This is a genomic window from Bacillus halotolerans (assembly GCF_004006435.1).
Classification (GTDB): domain Bacteria; phylum Bacillota; class Bacilli; order Bacillales; family Bacillaceae; genus Bacillus; species Bacillus halotolerans.
In genome coordinates, this window is sequence record NZ_CP029364.1 from 1,969,871 (window position 1) to 1,995,000 (window position 25,130).

Sequence of the window (25,130 nt, forward strand, 5' to 3'; positions counted from 1 at the left end):
AGATTGGAAACAACAATGATCTCGTTTACATTATTATATCAACTAATGAGAAACAGGTCACAATTGAATTTTTTTCAACGCTTCATTGATAACCTTTAGAACGTCCTGAACAACGAGGTCTTTCGATTGTGCTGCATCAACTGAATGAAATCTTTCTGGAAAACGCTTCATCAGCTCCCGATAACCTTCCTGAACCTTTGTATGGAAGCTCAACTTTTCCAGATCGAGCCGGTTTTTCTCCCGAGAGCCGTTCGCATCAATGCGCTTCAGGCCTTCTTCCGGATCAATTGAAAAATAAATTGTGACATGAGGCATCATATCTCCAATGGCGAATTGGTTAATCGAAAGAACTTCATCAATACCAAGGCCTCTTGCATATCCTTGGTATGCGAGTGAACTGTCTATGAATCTGTCACAAAGTACAATATGCCCCTGCTCTAAAGCAGGTGTTACTTTTTCAACTAAATGCTGACGTCTTGCAGCTGCATATAAGAGAGCTTCTGTTTTCGGATCCATTAACGTGTTGTTTTCGTTTAGAATAACTTCTCGAATTTGTTCTGCGATATCTATGCCGCCTGGTTCCCGTGTTGCTGTAACCTGAAGGCCTTCTGCTGCCAGTATCTTTTTTATTTCCTGCAATACAGTCGTTTTTCCCGCGCCTTCAGGACCTTCAAATGTAATAAATAAACCGCTCATGATTTCTCCTCTTCTATATAAACAAGTAATTGCTTCTCATTGATTTTCATATTCCCTTGAACATGCGTTTTCATGCTGATCAAGCGGCTGAGCTTTTGTACGCTTTCCCTTGTGATTCTTTCGCCTGCCATAATCATCGGAATTCCCGGCGGATAAGGTATAACATCCTCTGCATTCAGCCGGCCTGCCGCTTTATCAAAACCCACATATTCTTTCTGTAACGTGTTTAAAACCTTTTTTGAATAAGGCATTACAGTAATAGGCTGTGCTCCCCATTCTGCAGAAACAATTATCTGGTCCGATGGAGTCTTTTCGATCTCTTGATCGATTTTCTTAATCGTTTCAGCAGTAATTCTTCTTTTTCCTCCCAAGGGAAGAACAAGCAAAACCTGATTTTCATCGGCAAGCTCTGTGAATATGTTGACACGCTCCAATATTTTTTGCAGTGTAAAACCTGAATGGCCGCATTTGGAACGAATGGTGAGCTTCAGCGGATCCGTTGTAATCCGTTGATTGGCCGGTTCAACCGCTTCAGCATATGCAAGTGAATCAAACGTTTGTTTAATCGATTGAATATGCTGCAGAACGTCAGAAAGCTTTTGTTCCTCTATCATATGCTGCACATAAGCGCGGGCAAGATCCAATGAAGCCATTATCGGATAAGACGGGCTGCTGCTTTGTAAACGATTCAAGTAATCCGCTACCCGGTTCCGTTCAATTTTGTTGCTATTGAGGTGCAAATAAGACCCCATCGTCATGGCAGGCAGCGTTTTGTGCGCCGACTGAACAACAATATCTGCTCCCATTTGCAACGCTGAAGCCGGGAAAGGCTCCCCTAAAACAAAGTGCGCGCCATGCGCTTCATCCACCAGCACAGGAATTCCGTATTGATGGGCCTCTGAAATGATTTCAGTCAAATCCGCGCTATGTCCATAGTATGTGGGATTGGTCAGCACCAACCCCTTCGCATTTGGATATGCCTTTAGAGCTTCTTTTATCGTATCAAGCGGAACATGCGTAGGCACATGCATTATTTCATCAATGTCAGGTGCGAGATAAACCGGCTCAGCTCCAGCCAAATCAACAGCATGAAAGACAGATTTATGGCAGTTTCTTTGGATCAGGATCGTATCTCCAGGATCACAAACTGATAAAATCATCGCTAAGTTTCCGACAGTCGTGCCGTTCACAAGAAAAAAACTTTCTGCCGATCCATACAATTGGCTGACAAGATCTTGGGCTTCCTTAATCACACCTGAAGGATGATGCAAATCATCAAGTCCGGATAGTTCAGTCAGGTCAATTGTAAGAAGCGGGTTGTATATGGTCTTAGCCTCATCAAAAAAGACATCTCCATTGTGATGTCCCGGAACGTGAAATGAATGAGAATTCCTTCTCGCATGTTGAATCAGTGCATGATATAAAGGTGTGTTCATTAAAACAATCCTTTGAATGTGTATTCTTACTCTTTATTATATCGTTCCTATGACAGAACTTAAAGCTAAGACTTACTGGTAAACTACCTTTCCTTTATCGCGAGCAGCTTTTGCTTCAAATCGCCTTCCATCATCATGAGCTCTTCTTCAGCCTGTCGGCGTTTGAGCCGCCCTTCTTCTTGAATCGTCAGCGTTTCTTCAAGCGTACTGATTAAGCTTTCCTGCACCTTCTTTAACGTATCAATATCAACAATCCCTCGTTCGCTGGCTTTCACTGTTTCAATTGTATTCGTTTTTAAAAGCTCCGCGTTTTTTAGCAAAAGGTCATTTGTTGTATCGGATACTTTTTGCTGTGCATCCACAGCGTTTCGCTGCCGTAAGAGTGTCAATGCAATCGCTACTTGGTTTTTCCAAAGCGGGATTGCGGTTACAATGGATGACTGGATTTTTTCAGCTAATGCCTGATTCGTATTTTGAATTAACCTGATTTGCGGAGCGCTTTGTATGGTAATTTGCCTGCTCAAGAGCAAATCGTGCACCCTTTTATCCAATCGGTCAGCAAATTGGATCAAATCGTTCACTTCTTGAACGGCCATTTGATTATGTTCACTTGATTCGGCCTGTCGTTTCAGTTCAGGAATTGTTTTCGTTCTTAATTCATCGAGCTTTAATTCACCAGCAGCAATATAAACATTCAGTGCAGAAAAATATTCTTTGTTTTTATCATATAACTGCTCTAACAGCTTATTATCACTGAGTAATGCATTTTTTGAATGCTCAAGTTTTAAACTGATTCTGTCTATCTGCACACTGGTCTTTTGATACTTTGACAGTACCTCCTGAAGAGAATGAGACACTTTCCCAAACATGCGTGCCAAGAAACCTTTTTTCTTAGACTGCAGTTCATTTGGATTTACTTGTTCCAGCTTTTTCATCAGCTCACCAAGGATTTCACCGATTTCCCCGACGTCCTTCTTTTGAACATGATCAATCATCGTATGAGAAAAATTCAGCAGCTTAGACTGAGCTTGTGAACCATATAAGACAATACTGTTCATATTGTTATGATCAATCTGTTCAGCCAGCTGGTATGCTTTTTCTTTGTTTTCTTCTGGCAGAACATCGACAAGCCGCACTGGCTGCTTCCCTGATTCGACAGCCTCCCCTTTTGGTATTTCGATATCCCCAAAAGGGTCTGCCAACAATCCGTCTATTTGAAGTTCGCTTCGATCTTTATTCACCGTCCTTGCCCCTTCCGTTATTTTTTCAAAGAATGCTTCGCTGCATCTAATTCAAATTGCAGTTCACCAATTTCGTCGTCCATTAATTGAGTTAAATCTTCTTCTAAACGCTTCGTCAATTCAGCAAGTGTGATACGCACTTCACTCAACGACATCGAAAGCTCTTTGTTTTTTTTCGGATGGGAAGAAAGAAAAGCATATTTCTCAGTCAGTTCCACAACAGAATCTAGAGTCTGATAAAAGAAACGCTCAGCCCGATAAAACCGTTTTGGCTCTTTTTTGGTTAATATATAGATCCTTCTGACAAGTCTCAGCATCTCTGCATTTTGCTTAAACATCTGGATACTTTTCGCCTGAAATAAAGCTTTTCTAAGACGGATTATTTTTTGCCTTGCTTCCTCAAGATTTTTCTTGATGTACGCATATTCTCTTCCCGTCAGTTCATGTTTTTTAAGAAATAACCGTCTTGCATTCCATAAACCCGCTGTGTATATGAGAGCTGCTGATGAGACGCCATATACAAAAGATAAAAAAAGTGATTGGTTAAAACCAAAAAAACTCAATAATCCTATGAAAACAAAAGTCGCACTGCTTGTGAAACTCCATATCAAAAATTGAAGAAATCTATGCATCACTTCATCGACTCCTGTGAGTATTTCATATTTAACATTATTATCTACTACGTTCAGTCCCTAAACAAGTTTCATGTTCTTTTATCGTATCCATTGCTTTATATAAAGTGAAAAATGGTACAAAAAAAGACCTTCTCAGGTCTAAGAATATAATGGCGGTGTATGAATGCTCTTTAGTTTTTTGACATAAAAGGCATAGTCAGGATCGGAAGTTGCTGTTGAAATTACTTTTCTCTCACAATCTAAGCATATGAATTTTGTATAAAGATGAATCCCTCTGCTTTTCTCTTGTTCACAAATAATACATGTTTGATGGTGTTTAACCGTTTCGTCCATCGTCCCCACCTCCGTACAATTAGCCTTTCCTGAAACCTGATATTGTATACATTATTTAGATCTTTTGGAATCTTGAGATCAGTATATGGGCTATATAAGCTGTCGGTGTTTGTATAGTTTCGATTTCACTTGTACATGGACAAACAAAAAACCCAGCTCAAAGAGCTGGGTTTTACCCTTGCTTGGCGGCGTCCTACTCTCACAGGGGGAAACCCCCGACTACCATCGGCGCTGAAGAGCTTAACTTCCGTGTTCGGCATGGGAACGGGTGTGACCTCTTCGCTATCGCCACCAAACAATTGAGAGTGTTCTCTCAAAACTAGATAACAGGTGTGACATCATTAGAAATTAGGTTAAGTCCTCGATCGATTAGTATCTGTCAGCTCCATGTGTCGCCACACTTCCACCTCAGACCTATCAACCTGATCATCTTTCAGGGATCTTACTTCCTTGCGGAATGGGAAATCTCATCTTGAGGGGGGCTTCATGCTTAGATGCTTTCAGCACTTATCCCGTCCGCACATAGCTACCCAGCGATGCCCTTGGCAGAACAACTGGTACACCAGCGGTGCGTCCATCCCGGTCCTCTCGTACTAAGGACAGCTCCTCTCAAATTTCCTGCGCCCGCGACGGATAGGGACCGAACTGTCTCACGACGTTCTGAACCCAGCTCGCGTACCGCTTTAATGGGCGAACAGCCCAACCCTTGGGACCGACTACAGCCCCAGGATGCGATGAGCCGACATCGAGGTGCCAAACCTCCCCGTCGATGTGGACTCTTGGGGGAGATAAGCCTGTTATCCCCGGGGTAGCTTTTATCCGTTGAGCGATGGCCCTTCCATGCGGAACCACCGGATCACTAAGCCCGACTTTCGTCCCTGCTCGACTTGTAGGTCTCGCAGTCAAGCTCCCTTGTGCCTTTACACTCTGCGAATGATTTCCAACCATTCTGAGGGAACCTTTGGGCGCCTCCGTTACCTTTTAGGAGGCGACCGCCCCAGTCAAACTGCCCACCTGACACTGTCTCCCCGCCCGATAAGGGCGGCGGGTTAGAAGGTCAATACAGCCAGGGTAGTATCCCACCGATGCCTCCACCGAAGCTGGCGCTCCGGTTTCCAAGGCTCCTACCTATCCTGTACAAGCTGTACCAACATTCAATATCAGGCTGCAGTAAAGCTCCACGGGGTCTTTCCGTCCTGTCGCGGGTAACCTGCATCTTCACAGGTACTATAATTTCACCGAGTCTCTCGTTGAGACAGTGCCCAGATCGTTGCGCCTTTCGTGCGGGTCGGAACTTACCCGACAAGGAATTTCGCTACCTTAGGACCGTTATAGTTACGGCCGCCGTTTACTGGGGCTTCAATTCGCACCTTCGCTTACGCTAAGCGCTCCTCTTAACCTTCCAGCACCGGGCAGGCGTCAGCCCCTATACTTCGCCTTACGGCTTCGCAGAGACCTGTGTTTTTGCTAAACAGTCGCCTGGGCCTATTCACTGCGGCTCTCTCGGGCTTGCACCCTAACAGAGCACCCCTTCTCCCGAAGTTACGGGGTCATTTTGCCGAGTTCCTTAACGAGAGTTCTCTCGATCACCTTAGGATTCTCTCCTCGCCTACCTGTGTCGGTTTGCGGTACGGGCACCTCTCACCTCGCTAGAGGCTTTTCTTGGCAGTGTGGAATCAGGAACTTCGCTACTATATTTCGCTCGCCATCACAGCTCAGCCTTATGGGAAACGGATTTGCCTATTTCCCAGCCTAACTGCTTGGACGCGGATATCCAATACCGCGCTTACCCTATCCTCCTGCGTCCCCCCATTGCTCAAATGGTGAGGAGGTGGTACAGGAATATCAACCTGTTGTCCATCGCCTACGCCTTTCGGCCTCGGCTTAGGTCCCGACTAACCCTGAGCGGACGAGCCTTCCTCAGGAAACCTTAGGCATTCGGTGGAGGGGATTCTCACCCCTCTTTCGCTACTCATACCGGCATTCTCACTTCTAAGCGCTCCACCAGTCCTTCCGGTCTGGCTTCACAGCCCTTAGAACGCTCTCCTACCACTGTTCGAAGAACAGTCCGCAGCTTCGGTGATACGTTTAGCCCCGGTACATTTTCGGCGCAGAGTCACTCGACCAGTGAGCTATTACGCACTCTTTAAATGGTGGCTGCTTCTAAGCCAACATCCTGGTTGTCTAAGCAACTCCACATCCTTTTCCACTTAACGTATACTTTGGGACCTTAGCTGGCGGTCTGGGCTGTTTCCCTTTCGACTACGGATCTTATCACTCGCAGTCTGACTCCCAAGGATAAGTCATTGGCATTCGGAGTTTGACTGAATTCGGTAACCCGGTAGGGGCCCCTAGTCCAATCAGTGCTCTACCTCCAAGACTCTTACCTTGAGGCTAGCCCTAAAGCTATTTCGGAGAGAACCAGCTATCTCCAGGTTCGATTGGCATTTCACCCCTACCCACACCTCATCCCCGCACTTTTCAACGTGCGTGGGTTCGGGCCTCCATTCAGTGTTACCTGAACTTCACCCTGGACATGGGTAGATCACCTGGTTTCGGGTCTACGACCACGTACTCATGCGCCCTATTCAGACTCGCTTTCGCTGCGGCTCCGCATCTTCTGCTTAACCTTGCACGGGATCGTAACTCGCCGGTTCATTCTACAAAAGGCACGCCATCACCCGTTAACGGGCTCTGACTACTTGTAGGCACACGGTTTCAGGATCTCTTTCACTCCCCTTCCGGGGTGCTTTTCACCTTTCCCTCACGGTACTGGTTCACTATCGGTCACTAGGGAGTATTTAGCCTTGGGAGATGGTCCTCCCGGATTCCGACGGAATTTCACGTGTTCCGCCGTACTCAGGATCCACTCTGGAGAGAACGAAGTTTTGACTACAGGGCTGTTACCTCCTATGGCGGGCCTTTCCAGACCTCTTCATCTACCTCGTTCCTTTGTAACTCCGTATAGAGTGTCCTACAACCCCAAGAGGCAAGCCTCTTGGTTTGGGCTAATCCCGTTTCGCTCGCCGCTACTCAGGGAATCGCATTTGCTTTCTCTTCCTCCGGGTACTTAGATGTTTCAGTTCCCCGGGTCTGCCTTCTCATATCCTATGAATTCAGATATGGATACCACTCCATTACGAGTGGTGGGTTTCCCCATTCGGAAATCTCCGGATCAAAGCTTGCTTACAGCTCCCCGAAGCATATCGGTGTTCGTCCCGTCCTTCATCGGCTCCTAGTGCCAAGGCATCCACCGTGCGCCCTTTCTAACTTAACCGTTAAAAAGAATCACTATGTGATATCTTGTGTTACTAATTGAATGTGATGTCTACTGTTATCTAGTTTTCAAAGAACACGTTGGTGGAGCCTAGCGGGATCGAACCGCTGACCTCCTGCGTGCAAAGCAGGCGCTCTCCCAGCTGAGCTAAGGCCCCATTTTGTATAAGATGGTGGGCCTGAGTGGACTCGAACCACCGACCTCACGCTTATCAGGCGTGCGCTCTAACCAGCTGAGCTACAGGCCCATCTTAACTTATTCAAGGAACAAAGTTCCTTCAAAACTAAACAAGACAGGGAACGTTCTGTTTATAAGACCCAAGGTCTTATATTCCGTAAATATCCTTAGAAAGGAGGTGATCCAGCCGCACCTTCCGATACGGCTACCTTGTTACGACTTCACCCCAATCATCTGTCCCACCTTCGGCGGCTGGCTCCATAAAGGTTACCTCACCGACTTCGGGTGTTACAAACTCTCGTGGTGTGACGGGCGGTGTGTACAAGGCCCGGGAACGTATTCACCGCGGCATGCTGATCCGCGATTACTAGCGATTCCAGCTTCACGCAGTCGAGTTGCAGACTGCGATCCGAACTGAGAACAGATTTGTGGGATTGGCTTAACCTCGCGGTTTCGCTGCCCTTTGTTCTGTCCATTGTAGCACGTGTGTAGCCCAGGTCATAAGGGGCATGATGATTTGACGTCATCCCCACCTTCCTCCGGTTTGTCACCGGCAGTCACCTTAGAGTGCCCAACTGAATGCTGGCAACTAAGATCAAGGGTTGCGCTCGTTGCGGGACTTAACCCAACATCTCACGACACGAGCTGACGACAACCATGCACCACCTGTCACTCTGCCCCCGAAGGGGACGTCCTATCTCTAGGATTGTCAGAGGATGTCAAGACCTGGTAAGGTTCTTCGCGTTGCTTCGAATTAAACCACATGCTCCACCGCTTGTGCGGGCCCCCGTCAATTCCTTTGAGTTTCAGTCTTGCGACCGTACTCCCCAGGCGGAGTGCTTAATGCGTTAGCTGCAGCACTAAGGGGCGGAAACCCCCTAACACTTAGCACTCATCGTTTACGGCGTGGACTACCAGGGTATCTAATCCTGTTCGCTCCCCACGCTTTCGCTCCTCAGCGTCAGTTACAGACCAGAGAGTCGCCTTCGCCACTGGTGTTCCTCCACATCTCTACGCATTTCACCGCTACACGTGGAATTCCACTCTCCTCTTCTGCACTCAAGTTCCCCAGTTTCCAATGACCCTCCCCGGTTGAGCCGGGGGCTTTCACATCAGACTTAAGGAACCGCCTGCGAGCCCTTTACGCCCAATAATTCCGGACAACGCTTGCCACCTACGTATTACCGCGGCTGCTGGCACGTAGTTAGCCGTGGCTTTCTGGTTAGGTACCGTCAAGGTACCGCCCTATTCGAACGGTACTTGTTCTTCCCTAACAACAGAGCTTTACGATCCGAAAACCTTCATCACTCACGCGGCGTTGCTCCGTCAGACTTTCGTCCATTGCGGAAGATTCCCTACTGCTGCCTCCCGTAGGAGTCTGGGCCGTGTCTCAGTCCCAGTGTGGCCGATCACCCTCTCAGGTCGGCTACGCATCGTTGCCTTGGTGAGCCATTACCTCACCAACTAGCTAATGCGCCGCGGGTCCATCTGTAAGTGGTAGCCGAAGCCACCTTTTATGTTTGAACCATGCGGTTCAAACAAGCATCCGGTATTAGCCCCGGTTTCCCGGAGTTATCCCAGTCTTACAGGCAGGTTACCCACGTGTTACTCACCCGTCCGCCGCTAACATCAGGGAGCAAGCTCCCATCTGTCCGCTCGACTTGCATGTATTAGGCACGCCGCCAGCGTTCGTCCTGAGCCAGGATCAAACTCTCCGATAAAGTAGTTTGACTGACTACGCACATCGCTGTGCGATTTATATTAAAACTTGAATTAACAGGTACGTTTTGTCTTGTTTAGTTTTCAAAGAACTTTGTTGCCGCTCTTTAAGCGACTTTATAATCATAACATTTTACGCTGTTTCCGTCAACAACTTTTTTTCGTAATTTCTTTAAAAAGCTTATCCGTCATCAGCGACGTATATTAGAATAACACCCTTACGTCTTAAAGTCAACATATAATATGAATTAAATAATAAAATGCTTAATCACTACTAATGCTGCTATTCCCGGTATGCCCAAGATTCCGCTTATGGCTGTTGTGACAATATTAATCGGCACATGGATGCCGAGGCTGCCTCCGAACATGTTCACACACACCAACAACAAAGCACCCGCTACACATTTAACAGCAGTTATACCAATCCACTTTAAAGGCTTTGCAGGCGAACCTGATAAAAATAGAAGAACAACTAGTCCTAAAATAATCCCTATAATAAAAATAGGCTCCATGAATCTTCTCATCCCCTTCACTTGTTCTAGTACAAGCTTATGAGAAGATCCAGGAGTTTAGACCACTTACTTCCACCGGCTGATTTTCAAATTCCGCTGTTTCGCTTCCCTCAAGTAAAAAAAATACTTCGCTTCAGCTACCTTCAGCTCGCATAAAACTTCAGCTGATGGTTCAAGGCTTTTTTCAACCAGCTTCTTTTGCCTGTTCCACTCTTCCTTTTGCTTAAAAAGCTGCTCGATTAGTTTTTCATCAAACTCTCTTCTCAATGTTTTCTTGCGAAGAAAACCCATGGATCGCTTTTTCCTCCCTTACAATTCACGTCTTCCTTCAAGTGCCTTAGAAAGAGTGACCTCATCAGCATATTCCAAGTCACCGCCGACGGGCAGTCCGTGGGCAATACGGGAGAGCTTAATACCAGATGGCTTCAAGAGCCTTGATATATACATCGCTGTTGCTTCCCCTTCTATATTAGGGTTTGTTGCGAGAATCACTTCTGTCACTTGATCATCCTGTAATCGTTTTAACAATTCTGGTATTTTTATATCCTCTGGTCCGATGCCGTCCATTGGAGAAATGGCGCCGTGGAGAACATGATACTGGCCGTTGTATTCTTTCATTTTCTCCATAGCAATAACATCCTTAGGGTCTTGCACAACACAGATAATGGACTTATCCCTTCGTGAATCTTCACATATATAACAAGGGTCCTGGTCTGTAATATGCCCGCAAACTGAGCAATATGTCAGATTGCGTTTCGCATTTACCAACGCTTTCGCAAAATCTAATACCACATCTTCTTTCATACCTAGAACAAAAAAAGCCAGACGGACCGCTGTTTTCGGTCCGATCCCTGGCAATTTCATAAAGCTGTCGATCAGCTTTGATATTGGTTCAGGATATTGCATTTTCTTTTATCCCCCTAGAACAAACCTGGCATGTTCATTCCTTTTGTAAATTGACCCATTGTTTCGTTTGTGATCTCGTCAACTTTTTTCAAGGCTTCATTCGTTGCAGCAAGCACTAAGTCCTGGAGCATTTCGATATCTTCCGGGTCAACTACATCTTCTTTAATGATGACATCCAGAATTTCTTTTTGGCCGTTTGCTTTAACTGTTACCATACCGCCGCCTGCAGTTCCTTCAACTACCTGTTCTGCAAGCTCTTCTTGAGCCTTGGCCATATCCTTTTGCATTTTTTGCATTTGTTTCATCATTTTTTGCATATTTCCCATTCCGCCACGCATATTATCCACTCTCTTTCATTTTGTTAGTCTTTTATTTCAATTAAATCCGCTCCGACAAGCTTTTTCGCTTCTGCAATAAGCGGATCTTCTTCAGCCGGCTCATTTGATCCTTCATTTTCCTGCTGATGATCTACTAAAAATTCTTCTCTTATTTTACCCCATTGTGCTTCTGGAACGCCAATCAAATCCATTCTTTTTCCGAGCATAGATTCTAAAATCTGTTCAAGATTAGTCCGGACACCGTTGTTATCCTCGGCGACCATTTTACAATGTATTTCATATTTGAATTTCAGTACAAATGCCGAAGAAGCTGCAGCCACAGGTTCACTGTCATTCAGCAGCGCAGCATGTGATACTTTGTTTTGCTGTTTCAGGTGAGCCAGAAGCTTGCCCCAGCTGCTTCTGAGCTGATCAAGGTCCGTCCTCGTTGCTTCCTTCAAAATTTCATGAATTCTACCTACCGGCGCTTTGTAATTGGATTTCCCGCCTTTTGGCGCACGCGGCGCTTCTTTTTTCGGACTTTCCGCCGCTGCTTTTACGCCGGTTGTTTTGAGCCGTTCTACTTCTTGCTCAAGCTGCTGGATTTTTTTCATCAGCATATCAACTTCAGGCAGGTCTGCAGCAGCTGGTTGATGAGACGTTTGGCAAATCTTCACCACAGCCACTTCAAAGAAGATGCGGGGATGGTTCGTCCATTTCATTTCCTGGTGGCTCTTGTTCAGGATATCAATCATTTCATATATCGCCTGGGTCGGAATTTGTTCACTCAATTCACGGAACGTTTCATCGACTTTTACTTTTTCCAGTACACCCTCTAAGCCAGGAGCTGTTTTGAACAGCAGCATGTCCCTGAAATAGAAAATCATATCCTCTATCAGCTTCGCCGGGTCTTTCCCTTGCTGAAGCAGCTCATTCAATGTTTCCAAAGCTTCAGAAACATGTTTTTCATGCAGAGATTGCGCAAGCTTTCCTATATATAATTGAGAAACTGCTCCGGTAATCAGAAGCGCATCATCAACTTTTAGCTCGTCGCCGCTGAATGAGACTGCCTGATCAAGAAGGCTCAAAGCATCCCTCATACCGCCATCTGCAGCACTCGCAATAATGTCGAGCGCCCCTTCTTCAACCTGCAGCTCTTCAGCATCAACTATTTTGTTCATACGTCCGACAATCGCTTGGGATGTAATTCGCTTGAAGTCAAAACGCTGACATCTGGAGATAATGGTTAAAGGAATTTTGTGCGGTTCTGTTGTTGCTAAAATGAAAATACAATGCTCAGGCGGCTCTTCTAATGTTTTTAATAACGCATTAAAGGCGCCGATAGAAAGCATATGCACCTCATCTATGATATATACCTTATATGTGACGGCCGATGGGGCAAACTTCACTTTGTCGCGGATGTCACGAATTTCATCAACACCGTTGTTAGAAGCGGCGTCAATTTCTATGACATCGGATATGGACCCGTTTGTTATCCCTTTACAGGCTGCACATTCGTTGCATGGCTCATCAACAGGGGCGTGTTCACAGTTGACAGCTTTGGCAAATATTTTGGCCGCACTGGTTTTTCCCGTACCCCTTGGCCCGGAAAACAGATAAGCATGAGAAAATTTCTTTTGCAAAAGGGCATTTTGAAGCGTTTTTGTAATGTGCTCTTGTCCGACCACATCTTCAAAGCGCTGAGGCCTGAATACTCGATATAAAGCTTGGTAACTCACGGGTGCGCCCTCCTCCGTTATTCATCATTCCCATTATACATGAACCGTGTATCGATTCCAAAAGCTCTTTTACATAACAAAAAACTCACCTAATATTAGGTGAGTTTGAAAATTTGATGATTGATTTACCGTGCACCTTCTGTCGATTCGCTACCCTAAGCGTTACTTAAGCAGTTAGCTCGGCCCAGGCAACCCTGCGGCACATGAGAGGTTTCACTTAATGCTGCTTCCTTCCGGACCTGACATGGTTCATGAATTCCCATTGCGCAGGACCCAAACGTCAACACCACTTACTTAAGGCAGACCTTAAAGTAAACGAACCTCGAGAAGGGATTCGGCCCCGCTAGAGCGGATTGCGGGTACAGGGCACCGCTACCTCCCCGCTTAGCACGGCAAAATAAATATCAAATTTTATGTCGCATCTATGACGATGCACACATAAGTATATCCTTTTCCCCTAAAAATTGCAACCTTACTACTCAGACAAGTTTTTCCTAGAAGCTTTCTTCTTTTTTCTCAGATCTCTGAAAAACGCACTGAGCATTCCTCCGCATTCTTCCTCTAGCACACCGCTCACCACTTCAGCCTGATGATTAAAGCGTTCTTCCTGAAGAAGGTTCATTAACGTGCCTGAACAGCCTCCTTTTGGATCAAATGCGCCAAATACTACTTTCTCCACGCGTGAAAGCACGACGGCTCCGGCACACATCGGACAAGGCTCGAGGGTAACGTAAAGTGTTGCGCCTTCCAGTCTCCATGTTCCAAGTGACTTGCACGCTTCATCAATCACAAGCATTTCCGCATGAGCGATAGACCGCTGCTCTGTTTCTCTTAAATTGTGCGCGCGTGCCACGATTTTATCATTCACAACAAGCACGGCCCCGATCGGCACCTCGCCTTTCGCTTCAGCTTTTTTCGCTTCTTTTATTGCTTCTTTCATATAAAGTTCATCTTGATTCATCAGATTAGCTCTCTTTTCAAAGTTTTTTCCTTACCTAAAAAGGCTACATATTAACTATAACTTAAACAGAAAGGAGACTGTCGATGTCTAAAGCAGACACATCTCTTCTCATTGTAGACATGATCAATAATTTTGAATTTGATATGGGAGAAAGTCTCGCCAACAAAACAGAAAAAATCGTTCCTCACATTTTATCATTAAAAAAGCACGCAAGACAAAATGACTGGCCGATTATATACATTAATGATCATTACGGTCTTTGGCAAGCGGATATCCAAAATATCCAGCAAGAATGTGAAAACGAGAAAAGCAAGGCCATTATTGAAAAGATATCGCCCGAGGATGCCGACTATTTTTTAATCAAGCCGAAACACTCCGCTTTTTATGAAACAGCCCTCCATACCCTCCTGACTGAATTACAGGTGAAACGCATTGTCTTAACAGGGATAGCCGGAAATATATGCGTGCTGTTTACTGCTAATGATGCTTACATGAGAGAATACAGCATTACAATACCTAAGGACTGCATTGCTTCTAACAGCGATAAGGACAATGAATTCGCTCTAACCATGATGGAAAATGTTCTTTTCGCAGAAATTACAACTGAAGAACAAATTACAGAAAAACAAACATGATTAGCGCTTTCCTTTCATACATTGTAGCGATATGAAAGGAGGCGTTTTTCATTCAAATTTATGTGGTGAAACAAGGCGACACTCTTTCTGCTATCGCTTCACAATACAGAACAACTGCAAACGAAATCACAGAAACGAATGAAATACCGAATCCCGACAGCCTTGTTGTCGGACAAACCATTGTTATTCCAATAGCTGGCCAGTTTTATGATGTTCAACAAGGTGATACCCTGACATCCATCGCACAGCAATTTAATACAACAGCAGCTGAGCTTGCCAGGGTGAACCGCATCCAGTTAAATACCGTACTGCAGATTGGTTTCCGTTTATACATTCCTCCAGTTCCAAAAAGAGACATTGAATCAAGCGCTTATTTGGAGCCACGCGGAAATCAAGTCAGCGAAAATCTCCAGCAGGCGGCCAGAGAAGCATCGCCCTACTTAACGTACCTTGGCGCATTCAGTTTCCAGGCACAGCGTGATGGAACCTTAGTCGCACCGCCTTTAACGAATTTAAGAAGCATTGCAGAGAATCAAGGCACGACATTGATGATGATTATAACGAACCTAGAAAACCAGGCATTCAGCGATGAGCTCGGCCGGATCCTTTTGAACGACGATACTGTGAAAAGAAGACTTTTGAATGAAATAGTCGAGAATGCCAGAAGATATGGCTTCCGTGCTATTCATTTTGACTTTGAATACTTACGGCCCCAGGATAGAGAGGCATATAATCAATTTCTCCGCGAGGCAAGGGATCTTTTTCATCAAGAAGGCTTAGAAATTTCTACGGCGCTTGCCCCTAAAACAAGCGCAACACAGCAGGGCAGATGGTACGAAGCCCATGATTACAGAGCACATGGCCAAATTGTAGACTTTGTTGTCCTCATGACATATGAATGGGGATACAGCGGCGGACCCGCTCAAGCCGTTTCTCCAATAGGACCTGTTCGGAACGTCATTGAATATGCTTTAACCGAAATGCCCGCCAATAAAATTGTCATGGGGCAGAATTTATATGGATATGACTGGACACTGCCATATACAGCAGGAGGAACTCCGGCAAGAGCAATAAGCCCTCAGCAAGCCATTGTCATAGCCGAACAAAACAATGCCGACATCCAGTATGACCAAACCGCCCAAGCCCCTTTCTTCCGCTATACTGATGCAGAAAACAAAAGGCACGAGGTGTGGTTTGAAGACGCCCGTTCGATTCAGGCCAAATTCAATCTGATTAAAGAGCTTAATTTAAGAGGGATCAGCTACTGGAAGCTGGGGCTTTCCTTTCCTCAAAACTGGCTGCTGCTTTCTGATCAATTTCAAGTTGTCAAAAAGACGTTCCGTTAATTTGGAAACGTCTTTTTTTCATAGGGGAATCCAAGGGTTGTGATACAATATGAAGGTCAGCAATTGACGGACGTTTTTTAGAAATAAGGAGGATTCCAATGAATACAGCCCCTTTTATCGCAGTTGAAGGTCCTATCGGGGCAGGAAAAACAACGCTCGCGACGATGCTTTCACAAGAGCTTGGATTCCCTATGATCAGTGAGATTGTTGAGGATAACCCATACCTTGATAAGTTTTATGACAACATAGAGGAATGGAGCTTCCAGCTTGAGATGTTTTTTCTTTGTCACAGGTACAAACAGCTTGAGGATACCAGCCATCACTTTTTAAATGAAGGACAGCCTGTGATAGCTGATTATCATATTTATAAAAATGTGATTTTTGCTGAACGAACGCTGTCTGAACAGCAGCTCAACAAATACAGAAAGATTTTTCATCTTCTTACCGATGATCTTCCTAAGCCAAATTTCATCATTTACATAAAGGCAAGTCTGCCCACATTGTTACACCGCATTGAAAAACGCGGGCGTCCCTTTGAGAAAAAAATTGAAACAAGCTATTTGGAACAGCTGATCGCAGATTATGACATCGCCATCAAGCAGCTGCAGGAAGCAGACCCATATCTTACGGTGTTAACAATAGATGGCGATTCAGAGGATTTCGTTTTGAATAAGAGCGATTTTGAACGTATTGCCGCCCATGTAAAGGAGCTTATAAAATGAAGGAACATCATATCCCTGAGAATTCAATCATTACAGTAGCAGGAACAGTAGGTGTCGGAAAATCTACTTTAACAAGAGCATTGGCTAAACGGCTTGGCTTTAAAACCTCTCTTGAGGAAGTCGATCATAACCCATACTTAGAAAAATTCTATCATGATTTTGAACGCTGGAGCTTCCATCTGCAAATCTACTTCTTAGCTGAACGATTCAAAGAACAGAAAAATATTTTTGAAGCCGGCGGAGGGTTTGTACAGGATCGTTCTATTTATGAGGATACTGGGATTTTTGCAAAAATGCACGCTGACAAAGGGACGATGTCAAAGATTGATTATAAAACCTATACAAGCCTGTTTGAAGCAATGGTCATGACACCGTATTTCCCGCATCCTGATGTGCTGATCTATTTAGAAGGCGATCTGGAAAACATATTAGCCCGGATTGAAGAACGCGGACGTGAAATGGAGCTTCAAACAGATCGGTCTTATTGGGAAGAAATGCACACGCGTTACGAAAACTGGATCAGCGGTTTTAACGCTTGCCCTGTCCTGAAAATCCGTATTGAGGATTATGACTTGAAGAATGATGAAAGTTCTATCGAGAACATTGTTGATCAAATCGCAACTGTCATTCATGAAACGAAAAAAAAGTGAATCTCATGACCTGAGATTCACTTTTTTATGATATTAAAAAATCCGTTGCAAACGATGCAACGGACAAAACAATCTCCAATATATGCTTGAGTTTCATTAGAATTAAAATCAATATGGCGGAGGAAGAGGGATTCGAACCCCCGCGGGCTTTGACACCCCTGTCGGTTTTCAAGACCGATCCCTTCAGCCGGACTTGGGTATTCCTCCGTATCGACAAGACTTACTATATCATGAATGTTTTATGATGGTCAAGCATTTTTAAAAACTTTTTTTGTTTTTATGAAAATGTTTAATTTAAATAGCAAAAGGCGCGCCTTATCAGGCACACCTTTTCAGCTTTACGCTTTGATGACTTCTCTATTTCCCATATAAGGACGAAGCACTTTTGGTATAATGACGCTTCCGTCTTCCTGCTGATAATTTTCTAAAATAGCGGCAACTGTTCTTCCAACTGCCAAACCTGAACCGTTCAATGTGTGTACATGCTCTGGTTTGCCTTTCACTTCACGTCTAAAACGAATGTTCGCACGTCTGGCTTGGAACGCTTCGAAGTTGCTGCAAGAAGAAATTTCACGATATGTGTCTTGGCTCGGAATCCAAACTTCTATATCGTATTTTTTCGCAGCCGTAAATCCTAAATCTCCCGTACACATGCTCATTACACGGTATGGAAGTTCCAACAGCTGGAGCACACGCTCAGCCTGGTTTGTTAGTTTTTCTAACTCATCATAAGAATCTTCCGGCTTTACAAACTTCACAAGCTCCACTTTATTAAACTGGTGCTGACGGATTAATCCGCGTGTATCGCGCCCTGCTGAACCAGCTTCTGAACGGAAACAGGCACTGAATGCCGCATAATTAATCGGCAGGCTGTCACCTGACAGAATTTCATCCCGATGCATATTTGTGATCGGCACTTCAGCAGTCGGAATCAAGAAGTAATCCTCTTCCCTGATCTTAAACGCATCCTCTTCGAACTTTGGAAGCTGTCCTGTTCCCGTCATGCTTGCACGGTTTACCATATAAGGCGGGATAACCTCAGTATAGTTATACTCATCCACATGAAGGTCAAGCATAAAGTTATAAAGCGCACGCTCCAAACGAGCACCTAAGCCTTTATAAAACACGAAGCGGCTTCCTGTTACCTTCGCAGCACGTTCAAAATCAAGAATGCCGAGCTCATCAGCAATATCCCAATGCGGTTTTGGCTCATGTGCAAATGAAGGTGTTTCGCCCCATTTCCGGATTTCTACGTTATCATCTTCCGTTTCACCGGCTGGCACTGATTCATGCGGAATATTCGGGATTGAAAGAAGAATGGTCTCAAGCGCAGATTCTACTGTTCTTAATTCTTCATCAAGTTTTTTAATTTCCTCGCCGACTTCACGCATTTCTTTAATGATGTGATCCGCGTCTTTTTTCTCGCGTTTCAAAGCAGCTACCTGCTGGGATACTTCATTCCGTTTTCCTTTTAGTTCTTCTACTTTTCCGATAAGCTCTCTTCTTTTATCATCAAGCTCCTCGAACTTATCAAAATCTGTTAAGTCTTCGCCTTTGTGTACAAGCTTTGCTTTAATTTCTTGAAAATTTGCTCTCAGCATTTTCGTATCAAGCATGCGAAACACTCCTTTTTTCATTAAATTCATTGAATTATCGAAAATAAAAAGAGCCCTCATCCCCATGAAAGGGACGAGAGCTCTCGCGTTGCCACCCTGATTGAAAACAAGCCATAGACTTGTTTTCCGCTTTCACACATAACGGTTATCCCGTAAATGCCTACTTCATTCAGCATTTCGCTCAAGGATGGATTCAGACAGCATCTTTCACCGATTCACACCAACCATCGGCTCTCTTAGAAAGAGAGGCTTCCTACTAGTTCCTATCAACGCTTTTCGATCTTTATTTGTGTTTATAATGTACTATAAGTTTCCACAGCTTTCAACTGTTTTATACAAGGGCTTTCTGCTTGTATTCCTCGACCATTTGAACGAACAGCTTTGTCACTCGATGATCCTCTGTCAGCTCCGGATGGAACGAACAGCCCAAGAAATTACCCTGTTTAGCCGCAACAATGCGTCCGTTATGCTCAGAAAGCACTTCAACATTTTCACCGGCTTCCAAGATATGCGGCGCACGGATGAATACACCAGTGAAAGGTTCGTCCAGCCCTTTAATGGTTAAATCAGCTTCAAAGCTGTCAACCTGCCGGCCAAACGAATTCCGTTCAACAACTACATTCAGCAAACCTAAATGAGCGTTATCTGAACCGGCAATTTCCTTTGCTAAAATAATTAAACCGGCACATGTCCCAAACAGCGGTTTTCCCTGAGCAGCAAACTCACGCAATGGCTCCATGAATTGATACGTATCAATTAAACGGCGCATTGTCGTGCTTTCTCCGCCCGGCAAAATTAAACCATCGATTTCTTTTAGCTGCTCTGGGCGTTTAATAACAAGTCCAGCTGCACCGCATGATTCAATTGCATGGATATGCTCTCTTACTGCTCCTTGAAGTCCTAGTACACCTATTGTTAACATGTCGCAGCTCTCCTATATTCTTACCAGCCGCGTTCTTGCATACGCTGTTCTGGAAGTAAATTTGAGATTTCGATCCCTTTCATTGCAGTTCCAAGCTCTTTTGAAAGCTCTGCAATCAATTTATAATCAGTGAAGTGAGTTGTCGCTTCCACAATTGCTTTTGCGAATTTTGCAGGATTGTCTGATTTGAAGATACCAGAACCAACAAATACACCGTCAGCGCCAAGCTGCATCATAAGTGCCGCATCAGCAGGAGTCGCTACGCCGCCAGCCGCAAAGTTAACGACAGGAAGTTTACCGTCTCTTTTAATTTGTTGAAGCAGCTCATAAGGCGCTCCCAAATTTTTCGCTTCAGTCATCAGCTCATCATCGCTCATTGCAACTACTTTGCGCACTTGAGCGTTTACCTTGCGCATATGGCGAACGGCTTCGACGATATTACCAGTTCCAGGCTCCCCTTTTGTACGAAGCATAGAAGCGCCTTCAGCAATACGGCGTGTTGCTTCGCCGAGGTCACGGCAGCCGCACACGAAAGGAACTGTATATTCATTTTTATTCAAATGAAATTCTTCGTCAGCCGGAGTCAGAACTTCACTTTCATCAATATAATCAACACCCATAGCCTCAAGCACACGCGCTTCAACAATATGTCCGATACGCGCTTTTGCCATTACAGGGATGGATACAGCATTCATTACTTCTTCCACGATTGTAGGGTCTGCCATACGGGCAACTCCTCCAGCCGCACGAATATCAGCTGGTACACGTTCTAGCGCCATTACAGCGACAGCTCCAGCCTCTTCAGCAATTTTCGCTTGTTCCGCATTGATTACGTCCATGATGACGCCGCCTTTTTGCATTTCTGCCATTCCGCGTTTTACACGTTCAGTACCTGTTTGAGCCATTTCTTGGTCCCCCTAATCAAGGTATAGTTATATGATTTCTATTTCTTATTGTATCCTAGAAATCCAATAATTCATATGGATATAACTTATTTTATTCGGTTTTTAGGGCTTTGAAAATCATTTTTTATTAAAAATTGGGTTTTTTCAGTATATTAAGCGAAAGAGCCCTAACATCAATCAGAGCTCTTTCAATTCATTAAAACCAGCCAGTTACTGTATCAACAATGCTTCCCCAGATACCAGCGAAAAATCCGCCGATGCTGCGCATTGTTAAAACAAACCAGTTTGCTTTATCTACATTTTCTTTCGTCACAAGGTCTACACCTGCCAGGCTGCTGTTAAGGAATCCATAGTCCTTTTCATCACCTGTATATTCCGCAGTCAGTTTCCCAACCTTCGTCCCTTTTTTCACAGGGGCAGTCAAAGTGTCTTTGTTTAAAGTGACTTTTGCTTTGTAATTCTTTTCTTCACCATTTTTGACAGGAAGAGAAAATGCCTTGCTTGTGACAATGCCTACTTTTTTCTCTTTACCTTTATCTACAGAAATGGTTTTATGGCCTTTTACCTGATCGCCTTCAGCATAAATTTCTTTCATTGAGAAATTGTTGAAAGCATAATCAAACATTTTTTTCGTTTCATCGAAACGGCCAGTGTGAATGTTGCCTTTTGCGTTTAACACCACAGTGATGACACGCATTCCGTTTCTTTCAGCAGTTCCTGTGAAACATGAACCCGCAGAGTCAGTAGAACCTGTTTTCAGTCCATCTACAGTTGCACCTTTGTACTCGCTGACTAGACCCTTCAGCATAAAGTTCCAGTTCGGCATGTCCATTTCATCATCTGTGCCTTTTCTGAACTTCATTTTTGAGATGCTGGAAGTTTCTAAAATCTCAGGGTAGTCAGTAATCAGGTGATCTGCAAGAATAACCATATCCTTAGCAGAAACTTCACTTTCTTCATCTACGCTTGTCCCTTCAGGCTGCTTGCCGTGAAGATCTTTGTTTTCAAGACCTGTTGCATTAACAAATTTGTAATTTGTTAATCCCAGTTCTTTTGCTTTTGCATTCATTTTTTCAACGAACTTTGTTTCAGAGCCTGCAATAACTTCTGCAATGGCAATCGCAGCCGCATTTGCAGAATAGATTGCTGTCGCTTGATAAAGTTCTTTTACTGTGTATTTTCCGTCTTTTCGAAGAGGAACGTTTGATAAACTGTTATCTTGGGAAATCTCATACACATAGTCATCAGGCGTATAGGTTTGATCCCATTTTACTTTGCCTTCATCAATTGCTTCTAATAACAGATACTCTGTCATCATCTTTGTCATACTTGCAATTGGCAGTCTTTTCTCTGCATTTTTGCTGTAAAGAATTTTACCTGAAGAAGCTTCGATCATAATAGCAGCTGATGCGTTGATATCAATTGGATCGCTGGCAGCCTTTGCTTTTGACATTGGAGTCAGGCAAGTTACGGCCAGTGTTAAAACAACCAAAGACATCAATAGCTGTTTACATTTCTTGATGTTCAATCGTACGACCTCCGTATTTCATTTTTCTTCATCTATAATTAAGCCGTTAAGGACATTTTCAATGCACAACAGTATAAATTTTATCATAATCAGTATAAAAAAAATAGACAGAGTCAGAGACCCTGTCAAATGTTTTTAATTTGTAACAATTTATTTATGAAATTGTATAGTTCGGTGATTCTTTTGTAATCTGTACATCATGCGGATGACTTTCACGAAGGCCTGCACCAGTCATACGAATGAACTGAGCTTCTTCTCTTAAAGCGCGAAGATCTTTAGATCCGCAATATCCCATACCAGAACGAAGACCGCCGACTAGCTGATAAACTGTTTCTTCAACTGGCCCCTTGTAAGGTGTGCGTCCTTCAATGCCTTCTGGAACGAATTTTTTATTTTCTTCTTGGAAGTAACGGTCTTTACTTCCTTTTTCCATTGCAGCCACAGATCCCATACCGCGGTATACTTTGAATCTTCTGCCTTGGTAGATTTCAGTTTCACCAGGGCTTTCTGACGTACCTGCCAGTAAGCTTCCAAGCATAACAGCATGTCCGCCGGCTGCCAATGCTTTTGCAATATCGCCAGAGAATTTAATTCCGCCGTCTGCGATAATTGTTTTGCCATGTTTTCTTGCTTCAGTCGCACAGTCATAAATCGCTGTGATTTGAGGTACACCAACACCTGCTACCACACGAGTAGTACAAATTGAACCAGGTCCGATTCCTACTTTGACAACATCAGCACCAGCTTCGAAGAGTGCTTTTGTCGCTTCAGCTGTTGCTACGTTTCCAGCGATAATATTTAATTCAGGATACGTTTCACGGATCTTTGTCACTGTGTTTAACACGCCTTGAGAATGCCCGTGTGCTGTATCGATAACAATGACATCCACATTGGCTTCTACAAGCTTTTTCACGCGTGTCATCGTGTCGCCAGTTACACCAACTGCCGCGCCAACGATCAAACGGCCGTGAATGTCTTTAGATGAATTAGGGAACTCGATAACTTTTTCAATGTCTTTAATCGTGATAAGACCTTTTAATTTATTTTGATCATCAACGAGTGGAAGCTTTTCAATTTTATGTTTCTGCAAAATCTTTTCAGCTTCGTCTAAAGTCGTTCCAACCGGTGCAGTGACAAGTTCTTCTTTTGTCATAACATCGCTGATTTTCATTGAGTAATCAGAAATAAAACGAAGGTCGCGGTTCGTGATAATACCGACAAGCTTTTGGTCTTCTTTGTTATCTACAATCGGAACACCGGAAATTCTGTATTTCCCCATCAAATGCTCCGCATCAAAAACTTGGTGATCAGGAGTTAAAAAGAAGGGATTTGTAATAACGCCTCGTTCAGAGCGTTTTACTTTATCAACTTGTTCAGCCTGCTGCTCGATCGACATATTTTTATGAATGATGCCCAAGCCGCCCTGTCTAGCCATTGCAATCGCCATTGCTGATTCTGTTACAGTGTCCATACCTGCGCTGATGACAGGAATATTCAGCTTTAACGTCTTTGTAAGTTCAACAGATAAATCCACATCACGCGGAAGTACCTCTGACTTAGCTGGTACAAGCAGCACATCGTCGAACGTTAAGCCTTCTTTTGAAAATTTACTTTCCCACATTAGTAAATCCCCCTCTTTTCGGCAAAATATTATATGTAGATTATCAACAAGCCAAGAGCATGTCAAGGAACCGAAAAAGAGTTGAAATATTTAGATAACGGAAAGGAATTAGAAATACATATGACATATCATGATTGGAAAGACTTAGCGCTATTTTACTCCGTAGAATCAACCCAGAAATTTCTAGAAAAAGTCTATGTCTTAAATGGTGCAGATGAGGCGAAACAGAACTCTTTTAAAAACAGCGAGCGGTTTATTTTCTTCTTGAAGCATGCTGAATCATTTTATAAGCAAGCCTCTTGCTCGCCTTTAGAAATCAAACCGATTCTTTTATTCTACGGGATGTCACAGCTGATCAAAGCATGTCTCATCACACAGGATCCTCACTACCCAAGCCATACATCAGTTCTCGCACATGGCGTCACAGCGCGTAAAAGAAAGAAGCAAAATTATTGTTTTAGCGATGATGAAGTGAAAATACAACGCAACGGTTTATGTATGCACTTCATGAAACACTTATTTGGTCAATCAGGTATAGAAGATGAACGGTATACTATGAAAAAGTTATTAGCCGCTATACCAGAATTAAGTGATATTTTTCAATTTCAGAAAAAGGAATGCTTTATTACAAAGGTTGAGAAGGAAAAAGACATGGTTTCTATACCAGAGGATATCGTCATTCATTATAAGATGTCTGATTCACGATTTGTTGAATATATGTCTCATCATTTTCGATGGACCTTTTTGAAGAAAGATAAAGATGACCTGCTGTTCCATCTTTCGCGGCAAGACATAAATCCATGGACGTCAATCAGCCTATTATTTGATTTGGACAAAAGACAATATTATATTCCTTCTAAACGAGATCAGTTTCTTAAACTTCCGGAAATAACAATCCATTATTTAATTTTGTACAACATAGGAATGATTGCGAGGTATGAGACAGAATGGTGGTATGAGCTGTTAACGCAGCATGTCAGTGATGATTACGTGTTAATTCAGCAGTTTTTAATGGTAACGGAAAACAAATTTCCCAAATACGTTTTGAAATTCCTGCAACAATATATATAAACAAAAAACCCAGCTCAATGAGCTGGGTTTTACCCTTGCTTGGCGGCGTCCTACTCTCACAGGGGGAAACCCCCGACTACCATCGGCGCTGAAGAGCTTAACTTCCGTGTTCGGTATGGGAACGGGTGTGACCTCTTCGCTATCGCCACCAAACAATTGAGAGTG

The 25,130-nt window shown here is 43.9% G+C and carries 21 protein-coding genes, 3 tRNA genes, 4 rRNA genes, 1 other RNA gene and 1 other annotated feature; of the genes, 5 read left to right on the forward strand and 24 right to left on the reverse strand.

The window, feature by feature from the left end:
* Positions 1-57 precede the first annotated feature (57 nt).
* The 17 genes from tmk to tadA all read right to left on the reverse strand — a co-directional run bounded on the left by tmk (position 58) and on the right by tadA (position 13,949).
* Positions 58-696 (reverse strand): dTMP kinase, encoded by a 639-nt coding sequence (tmk, locus tag DIC78_RS10020; protein ID WP_024123605.1) that lies wholly within the window; start codon positions 694-696, stop codon positions 58-60.
* Positions 693-2,132 (reverse strand): aminotransferase class I/II-fold pyridoxal phosphate-dependent enzyme, encoded by a 1,440-nt coding sequence (locus DIC78_RS10025; protein WP_127696184.1) that lies wholly within the window; start codon positions 2,130-2,132, stop codon positions 693-695. Before DIC78_RS10025 ends, tmk begins: the two co-directional genes overlap by 4 nt.
* Before the next feature lie 83 nt (positions 2,133-2,215).
* On the reverse strand, positions 2,216-3,373 hold the full coding sequence (locus tag DIC78_RS10030) for a toxic anion resistance protein (protein ID WP_127696186.1): 1,158 nt from the start codon (positions 3,371-3,373) through the stop codon (positions 2,216-2,218).
* A 17-nt stretch (positions 3,374-3,390) separates the two neighbouring features.
* Positions 3,391-4,005 carry a 5-bromo-4-chloroindolyl phosphate hydrolysis family protein gene (locus tag DIC78_RS10035; protein ID WP_106021669.1) on the reverse strand — a complete coding sequence of 205 codons (615 nt, stop codon included), beginning with the start codon at positions 4,003-4,005 and terminating at the stop codon, positions 3,391-3,393.
* Positions 4,006-4,146: 141 nt separating this feature from the next.
* Positions 4,147-4,341 (reverse strand): anti-sigma-G factor, encoded by a 195-nt coding sequence (locus DIC78_RS10040; protein WP_024123601.1) that lies wholly within the window; start codon positions 4,339-4,341, stop codon positions 4,147-4,149.
* 180 nt (positions 4,342-4,521) lie between these two features.
* Positions 4,522-4,637 (reverse strand): 5S ribosomal RNA (rrf, locus tag DIC78_RS10045).
* Between the two features lie 53 nt (positions 4,638-4,690).
* Positions 4,691-7,618 (reverse strand): 23S ribosomal RNA (locus tag DIC78_RS10050).
* Positions 7,619-7,699: 81 nt separating this feature from the next.
* Positions 7,700-7,775 (reverse strand) — tRNA-Ala (locus DIC78_RS10055).
* Between the two features lie 13 nt (positions 7,776-7,788).
* Positions 7,789-7,865 (reverse strand) — tRNA-Ile (locus DIC78_RS10060).
* Positions 7,866-7,966: 101 nt separating this feature from the next.
* Positions 7,967-9,516 (reverse strand): 16S ribosomal RNA (locus tag DIC78_RS10065).
* Together the 16S, 23S and 5S rRNA genes with 2 tRNA genes alongside form the textbook arrangement of a ribosomal RNA operon.
* A gap of 246 nt (positions 9,517-9,762) precedes the next feature.
* Positions 9,763-10,026 carry a sigma-K factor-processing regulator BofA gene (bofA, locus tag DIC78_RS10070; RefSeq protein WP_024123600.1) on the reverse strand — a complete coding sequence of 88 codons (264 nt, stop codon included), beginning with the start codon at positions 10,024-10,026 and terminating at the stop codon, positions 9,763-9,765.
* A gap of 66 nt (positions 10,027-10,092) precedes the next feature.
* Positions 10,093-10,317 (reverse strand): YaaL family protein, encoded by a 225-nt coding sequence (locus DIC78_RS10075; protein WP_024123599.1) that lies wholly within the window; start codon positions 10,315-10,317, stop codon positions 10,093-10,095.
* 18 nt (positions 10,318-10,335) lie between these two features.
* Complete coding sequence (recR, locus tag DIC78_RS10080) at positions 10,336-10,932, reverse strand: recombination protein RecR (protein ID WP_024123598.1); 597 nt, start codon at positions 10,930-10,932, stop codon at positions 10,336-10,338.
* 14 nt (positions 10,933-10,946) lie between these two features.
* Positions 10,947-11,270, reverse strand: coding sequence for a YbaB/EbfC family nucleoid-associated protein (locus DIC78_RS10085; RefSeq protein ID WP_014112282.1), 324 nt, complete (start codon positions 11,268-11,270; stop codon positions 10,947-10,949).
* A gap of 23 nt (positions 11,271-11,293) precedes the next feature.
* On the reverse strand, positions 11,294-12,988 hold the full coding sequence (dnaX, locus tag DIC78_RS10090) for a DNA polymerase III subunit gamma/tau (RefSeq protein WP_024123597.1): 1,695 nt from the start codon (positions 12,986-12,988) through the stop codon (positions 11,294-11,296).
* 128 nt (positions 12,989-13,116) lie between these two features.
* Positions 13,117-13,381, reverse strand: an RNA gene (gene ffs, locus DIC78_RS10095) — signal recognition particle sRNA large type.
* Between the two features lie 82 nt (positions 13,382-13,463).
* Positions 13,464-13,949, reverse strand: a complete 486-nt coding sequence (gene tadA / locus DIC78_RS10100) for a tRNA adenosine(34) deaminase TadA (RefSeq protein WP_024123596.1) — start codon at positions 13,947-13,949, stop codon at positions 13,464-13,466.
* Between the two features lie 83 nt (positions 13,950-14,032).
* Here tadA and DIC78_RS10105 point away from each other — a divergent pair, with 83 nt between their 5' ends.
* The 4 genes from DIC78_RS10105 to dck all read left to right on the forward strand — a co-directional run bounded on the left by DIC78_RS10105 (position 14,033) and on the right by dck (position 17,302).
* Positions 14,033-14,584: a cysteine hydrolase family protein gene (locus DIC78_RS10105; RefSeq protein WP_127696188.1), complete on the forward strand. Its 552-nt coding sequence runs from the start codon at positions 14,033-14,035 to the stop codon at positions 14,582-14,584.
* Between the two features lie 62 nt (positions 14,585-14,646).
* Complete coding sequence (locus DIC78_RS10110) at positions 14,647-15,930, forward strand: glycosyl hydrolase family 18 protein (RefSeq protein ID WP_038954334.1); 1,284 nt, start codon at positions 14,647-14,649, stop codon at positions 15,928-15,930.
* Between the two features lie 98 nt (positions 15,931-16,028).
* Entirely contained in the window at positions 16,029-16,652 is a 624-nt protein-coding gene (dgk, locus tag DIC78_RS10115; protein ID WP_105955735.1) for a deoxyguanosine kinase, read from the forward strand.
* Entirely contained in the window at positions 16,649-17,302 is a 654-nt protein-coding gene (dck, locus tag DIC78_RS10120) for a deoxyadenosine/deoxycytidine kinase (RefSeq protein WP_024123592.1), read from the forward strand. Before dgk ends, dck begins: the two co-directional genes overlap by 4 nt.
* A 114-nt stretch (positions 17,303-17,416) precedes the next feature.
* Here the strand turns inward: dck and DIC78_RS10125 are convergent.
* The 6 genes from DIC78_RS10125 to guaB form a co-directional block, all read right to left on the reverse strand.
* Positions 17,417-17,509, reverse strand: a tRNA-Ser gene (locus tag DIC78_RS10125).
* A 131-nt stretch (positions 17,510-17,640) separates the two neighbouring features.
* Entirely contained in the window at positions 17,641-18,918 is a 1,278-nt protein-coding gene (gene serS, locus DIC78_RS10130) for a serine--tRNA ligase (RefSeq protein WP_127696190.1), read from the reverse strand.
* A 66-nt stretch (positions 18,919-18,984) separates the two neighbouring features.
* Positions 18,985-19,197 (reverse strand) — a binding site (T-box leader).
* 52 nt (positions 19,198-19,249) lie between these two features.
* Complete coding sequence (gene pdxT / locus DIC78_RS10135) at positions 19,250-19,840, reverse strand: pyridoxal 5'-phosphate synthase glutaminase subunit PdxT (protein WP_127696192.1); 591 nt, start codon at positions 19,838-19,840, stop codon at positions 19,250-19,252.
* 20 nt (positions 19,841-19,860) lie between these two features.
* Entirely contained in the window at positions 19,861-20,745 is an 885-nt protein-coding gene (gene pdxS, locus DIC78_RS10140; RefSeq protein WP_024123589.1) for a pyridoxal 5'-phosphate synthase lyase subunit PdxS, read from the reverse strand.
* A 196-nt stretch (positions 20,746-20,941) separates the two neighbouring features.
* Positions 20,942-22,273 (reverse strand): D-alanyl-D-alanine carboxypeptidase, encoded by a 1,332-nt coding sequence (gene dacA / locus DIC78_RS10145; protein ID WP_127696194.1) that lies wholly within the window; start codon positions 22,271-22,273, stop codon positions 20,942-20,944.
* A gap of 154 nt (positions 22,274-22,427) precedes the next feature.
* Entirely contained in the window at positions 22,428-23,894 is a 1,467-nt protein-coding gene (gene guaB / locus DIC78_RS10150) for an IMP dehydrogenase (protein ID WP_024123587.1), read from the reverse strand.
* Between the two features lie 120 nt (positions 23,895-24,014).
* Between guaB and DIC78_RS10155 the strand changes: the two genes are divergently transcribed.
* The gene (locus DIC78_RS10155; protein WP_095714850.1) at positions 24,015-24,965 is read left to right on the forward strand and encodes a YaaC family protein; all 951 of its coding nucleotides are present in this window, start codon (positions 24,015-24,017) and stop codon (positions 24,963-24,965) included.
* A 37-nt stretch (positions 24,966-25,002) separates the two neighbouring features.
* Here the strand turns inward: DIC78_RS10155 and rrf (DIC78_RS10160) are convergent.
* Positions 25,003-25,118 (reverse strand): 5S ribosomal RNA (gene rrf, locus DIC78_RS10160).
* Between the last annotated feature and the right edge of the window lie 12 nt (positions 25,119-25,130).

Bases quoted from the DNA above. Each gene is read 5' to 3' on its own strand.
- DIC78_RS10155 (WP_095714850.1), top strand. From the start codon at position 24,015: ATGACATATCATGATTGGAAAGACTTAGCGCTATTTTACTCCGTAGAA.
- tmk (WP_024123605.1), bottom strand. From the start codon at position 696: ATGAGCGGTTTATTTATTACATTTGAAGGTCCTGAAGGCGCGGGAAAA.
- DIC78_RS10075 (WP_024123599.1), bottom strand. From the start codon at position 10,317: ATGGGTTTTCTTCGCAAGAAAACATTGAGAAGAGAGTTTGATGAAAAA.
- recR (WP_024123598.1), bottom strand. From the start codon at position 10,932: ATGCAATATCCTGAACCAATATCAAAGCTGATCGACAGCTTTATGAAA.
- guaB (WP_024123587.1), bottom strand. From the start codon at position 23,894: ATGTGGGAAAGTAAATTTTCAAAAGAAGGCTTAACGTTCGACGATGTG.
- DIC78_RS10085 (WP_014112282.1), bottom strand. From the start codon at position 11,270: ATGCGTGGCGGAATGGGAAATATGCAAAAAATGATGAAACAAATGCAA.
- DIC78_RS10105 (WP_127696188.1), top strand. From the start codon at position 14,033: ATGTCTAAAGCAGACACATCTCTTCTCATTGTAGACATGATCAATAAT.
- DIC78_RS10040 (WP_024123601.1), bottom strand. From the start codon at position 4,341: ATGGACGAAACGGTTAAACACCATCAAACATGTATTATTTGTGAACAA.
- DIC78_RS10035 (WP_106021669.1), bottom strand. From the start codon at position 4,005: ATGCATAGATTTCTTCAATTTTTGATATGGAGTTTCACAAGCAGTGCG.
- dck (WP_024123592.1), top strand. From the start codon at position 16,649: ATGAAGGAACATCATATCCCTGAGAATTCAATCATTACAGTAGCAGGA.
- DIC78_RS10025 (WP_127696184.1), bottom strand. From the start codon at position 2,132: ATGAACACACCTTTATATCATGCACTGATTCAACATGCGAGAAGGAAT.
- pdxS (WP_024123589.1), bottom strand. From the start codon at position 20,745: ATGGCTCAAACAGGTACTGAACGTGTAAAACGCGGAATGGCAGAAATG.
- tadA (WP_024123596.1), bottom strand. From the start codon at position 13,949: ATGAATCAAGATGAACTTTATATGAAAGAAGCAATAAAAGAAGCGAAA.
- pdxT (WP_127696192.1), bottom strand. From the start codon at position 19,840: ATGTTAACAATAGGTGTACTAGGACTTCAAGGAGCAGTAAGAGAGCAT.
- dgk (WP_105955735.1), top strand. From the start codon at position 16,029: ATGAATACAGCCCCTTTTATCGCAGTTGAAGGTCCTATCGGGGCAGGA.
- bofA (WP_024123600.1), bottom strand. From the start codon at position 10,026: ATGGAGCCTATTTTTATTATAGGGATTATTTTAGGACTAGTTGTTCTT.
- serS (WP_127696190.1), bottom strand. From the start codon at position 18,918: ATGCTTGATACGAAAATGCTGAGAGCAAATTTTCAAGAAATTAAAGCA.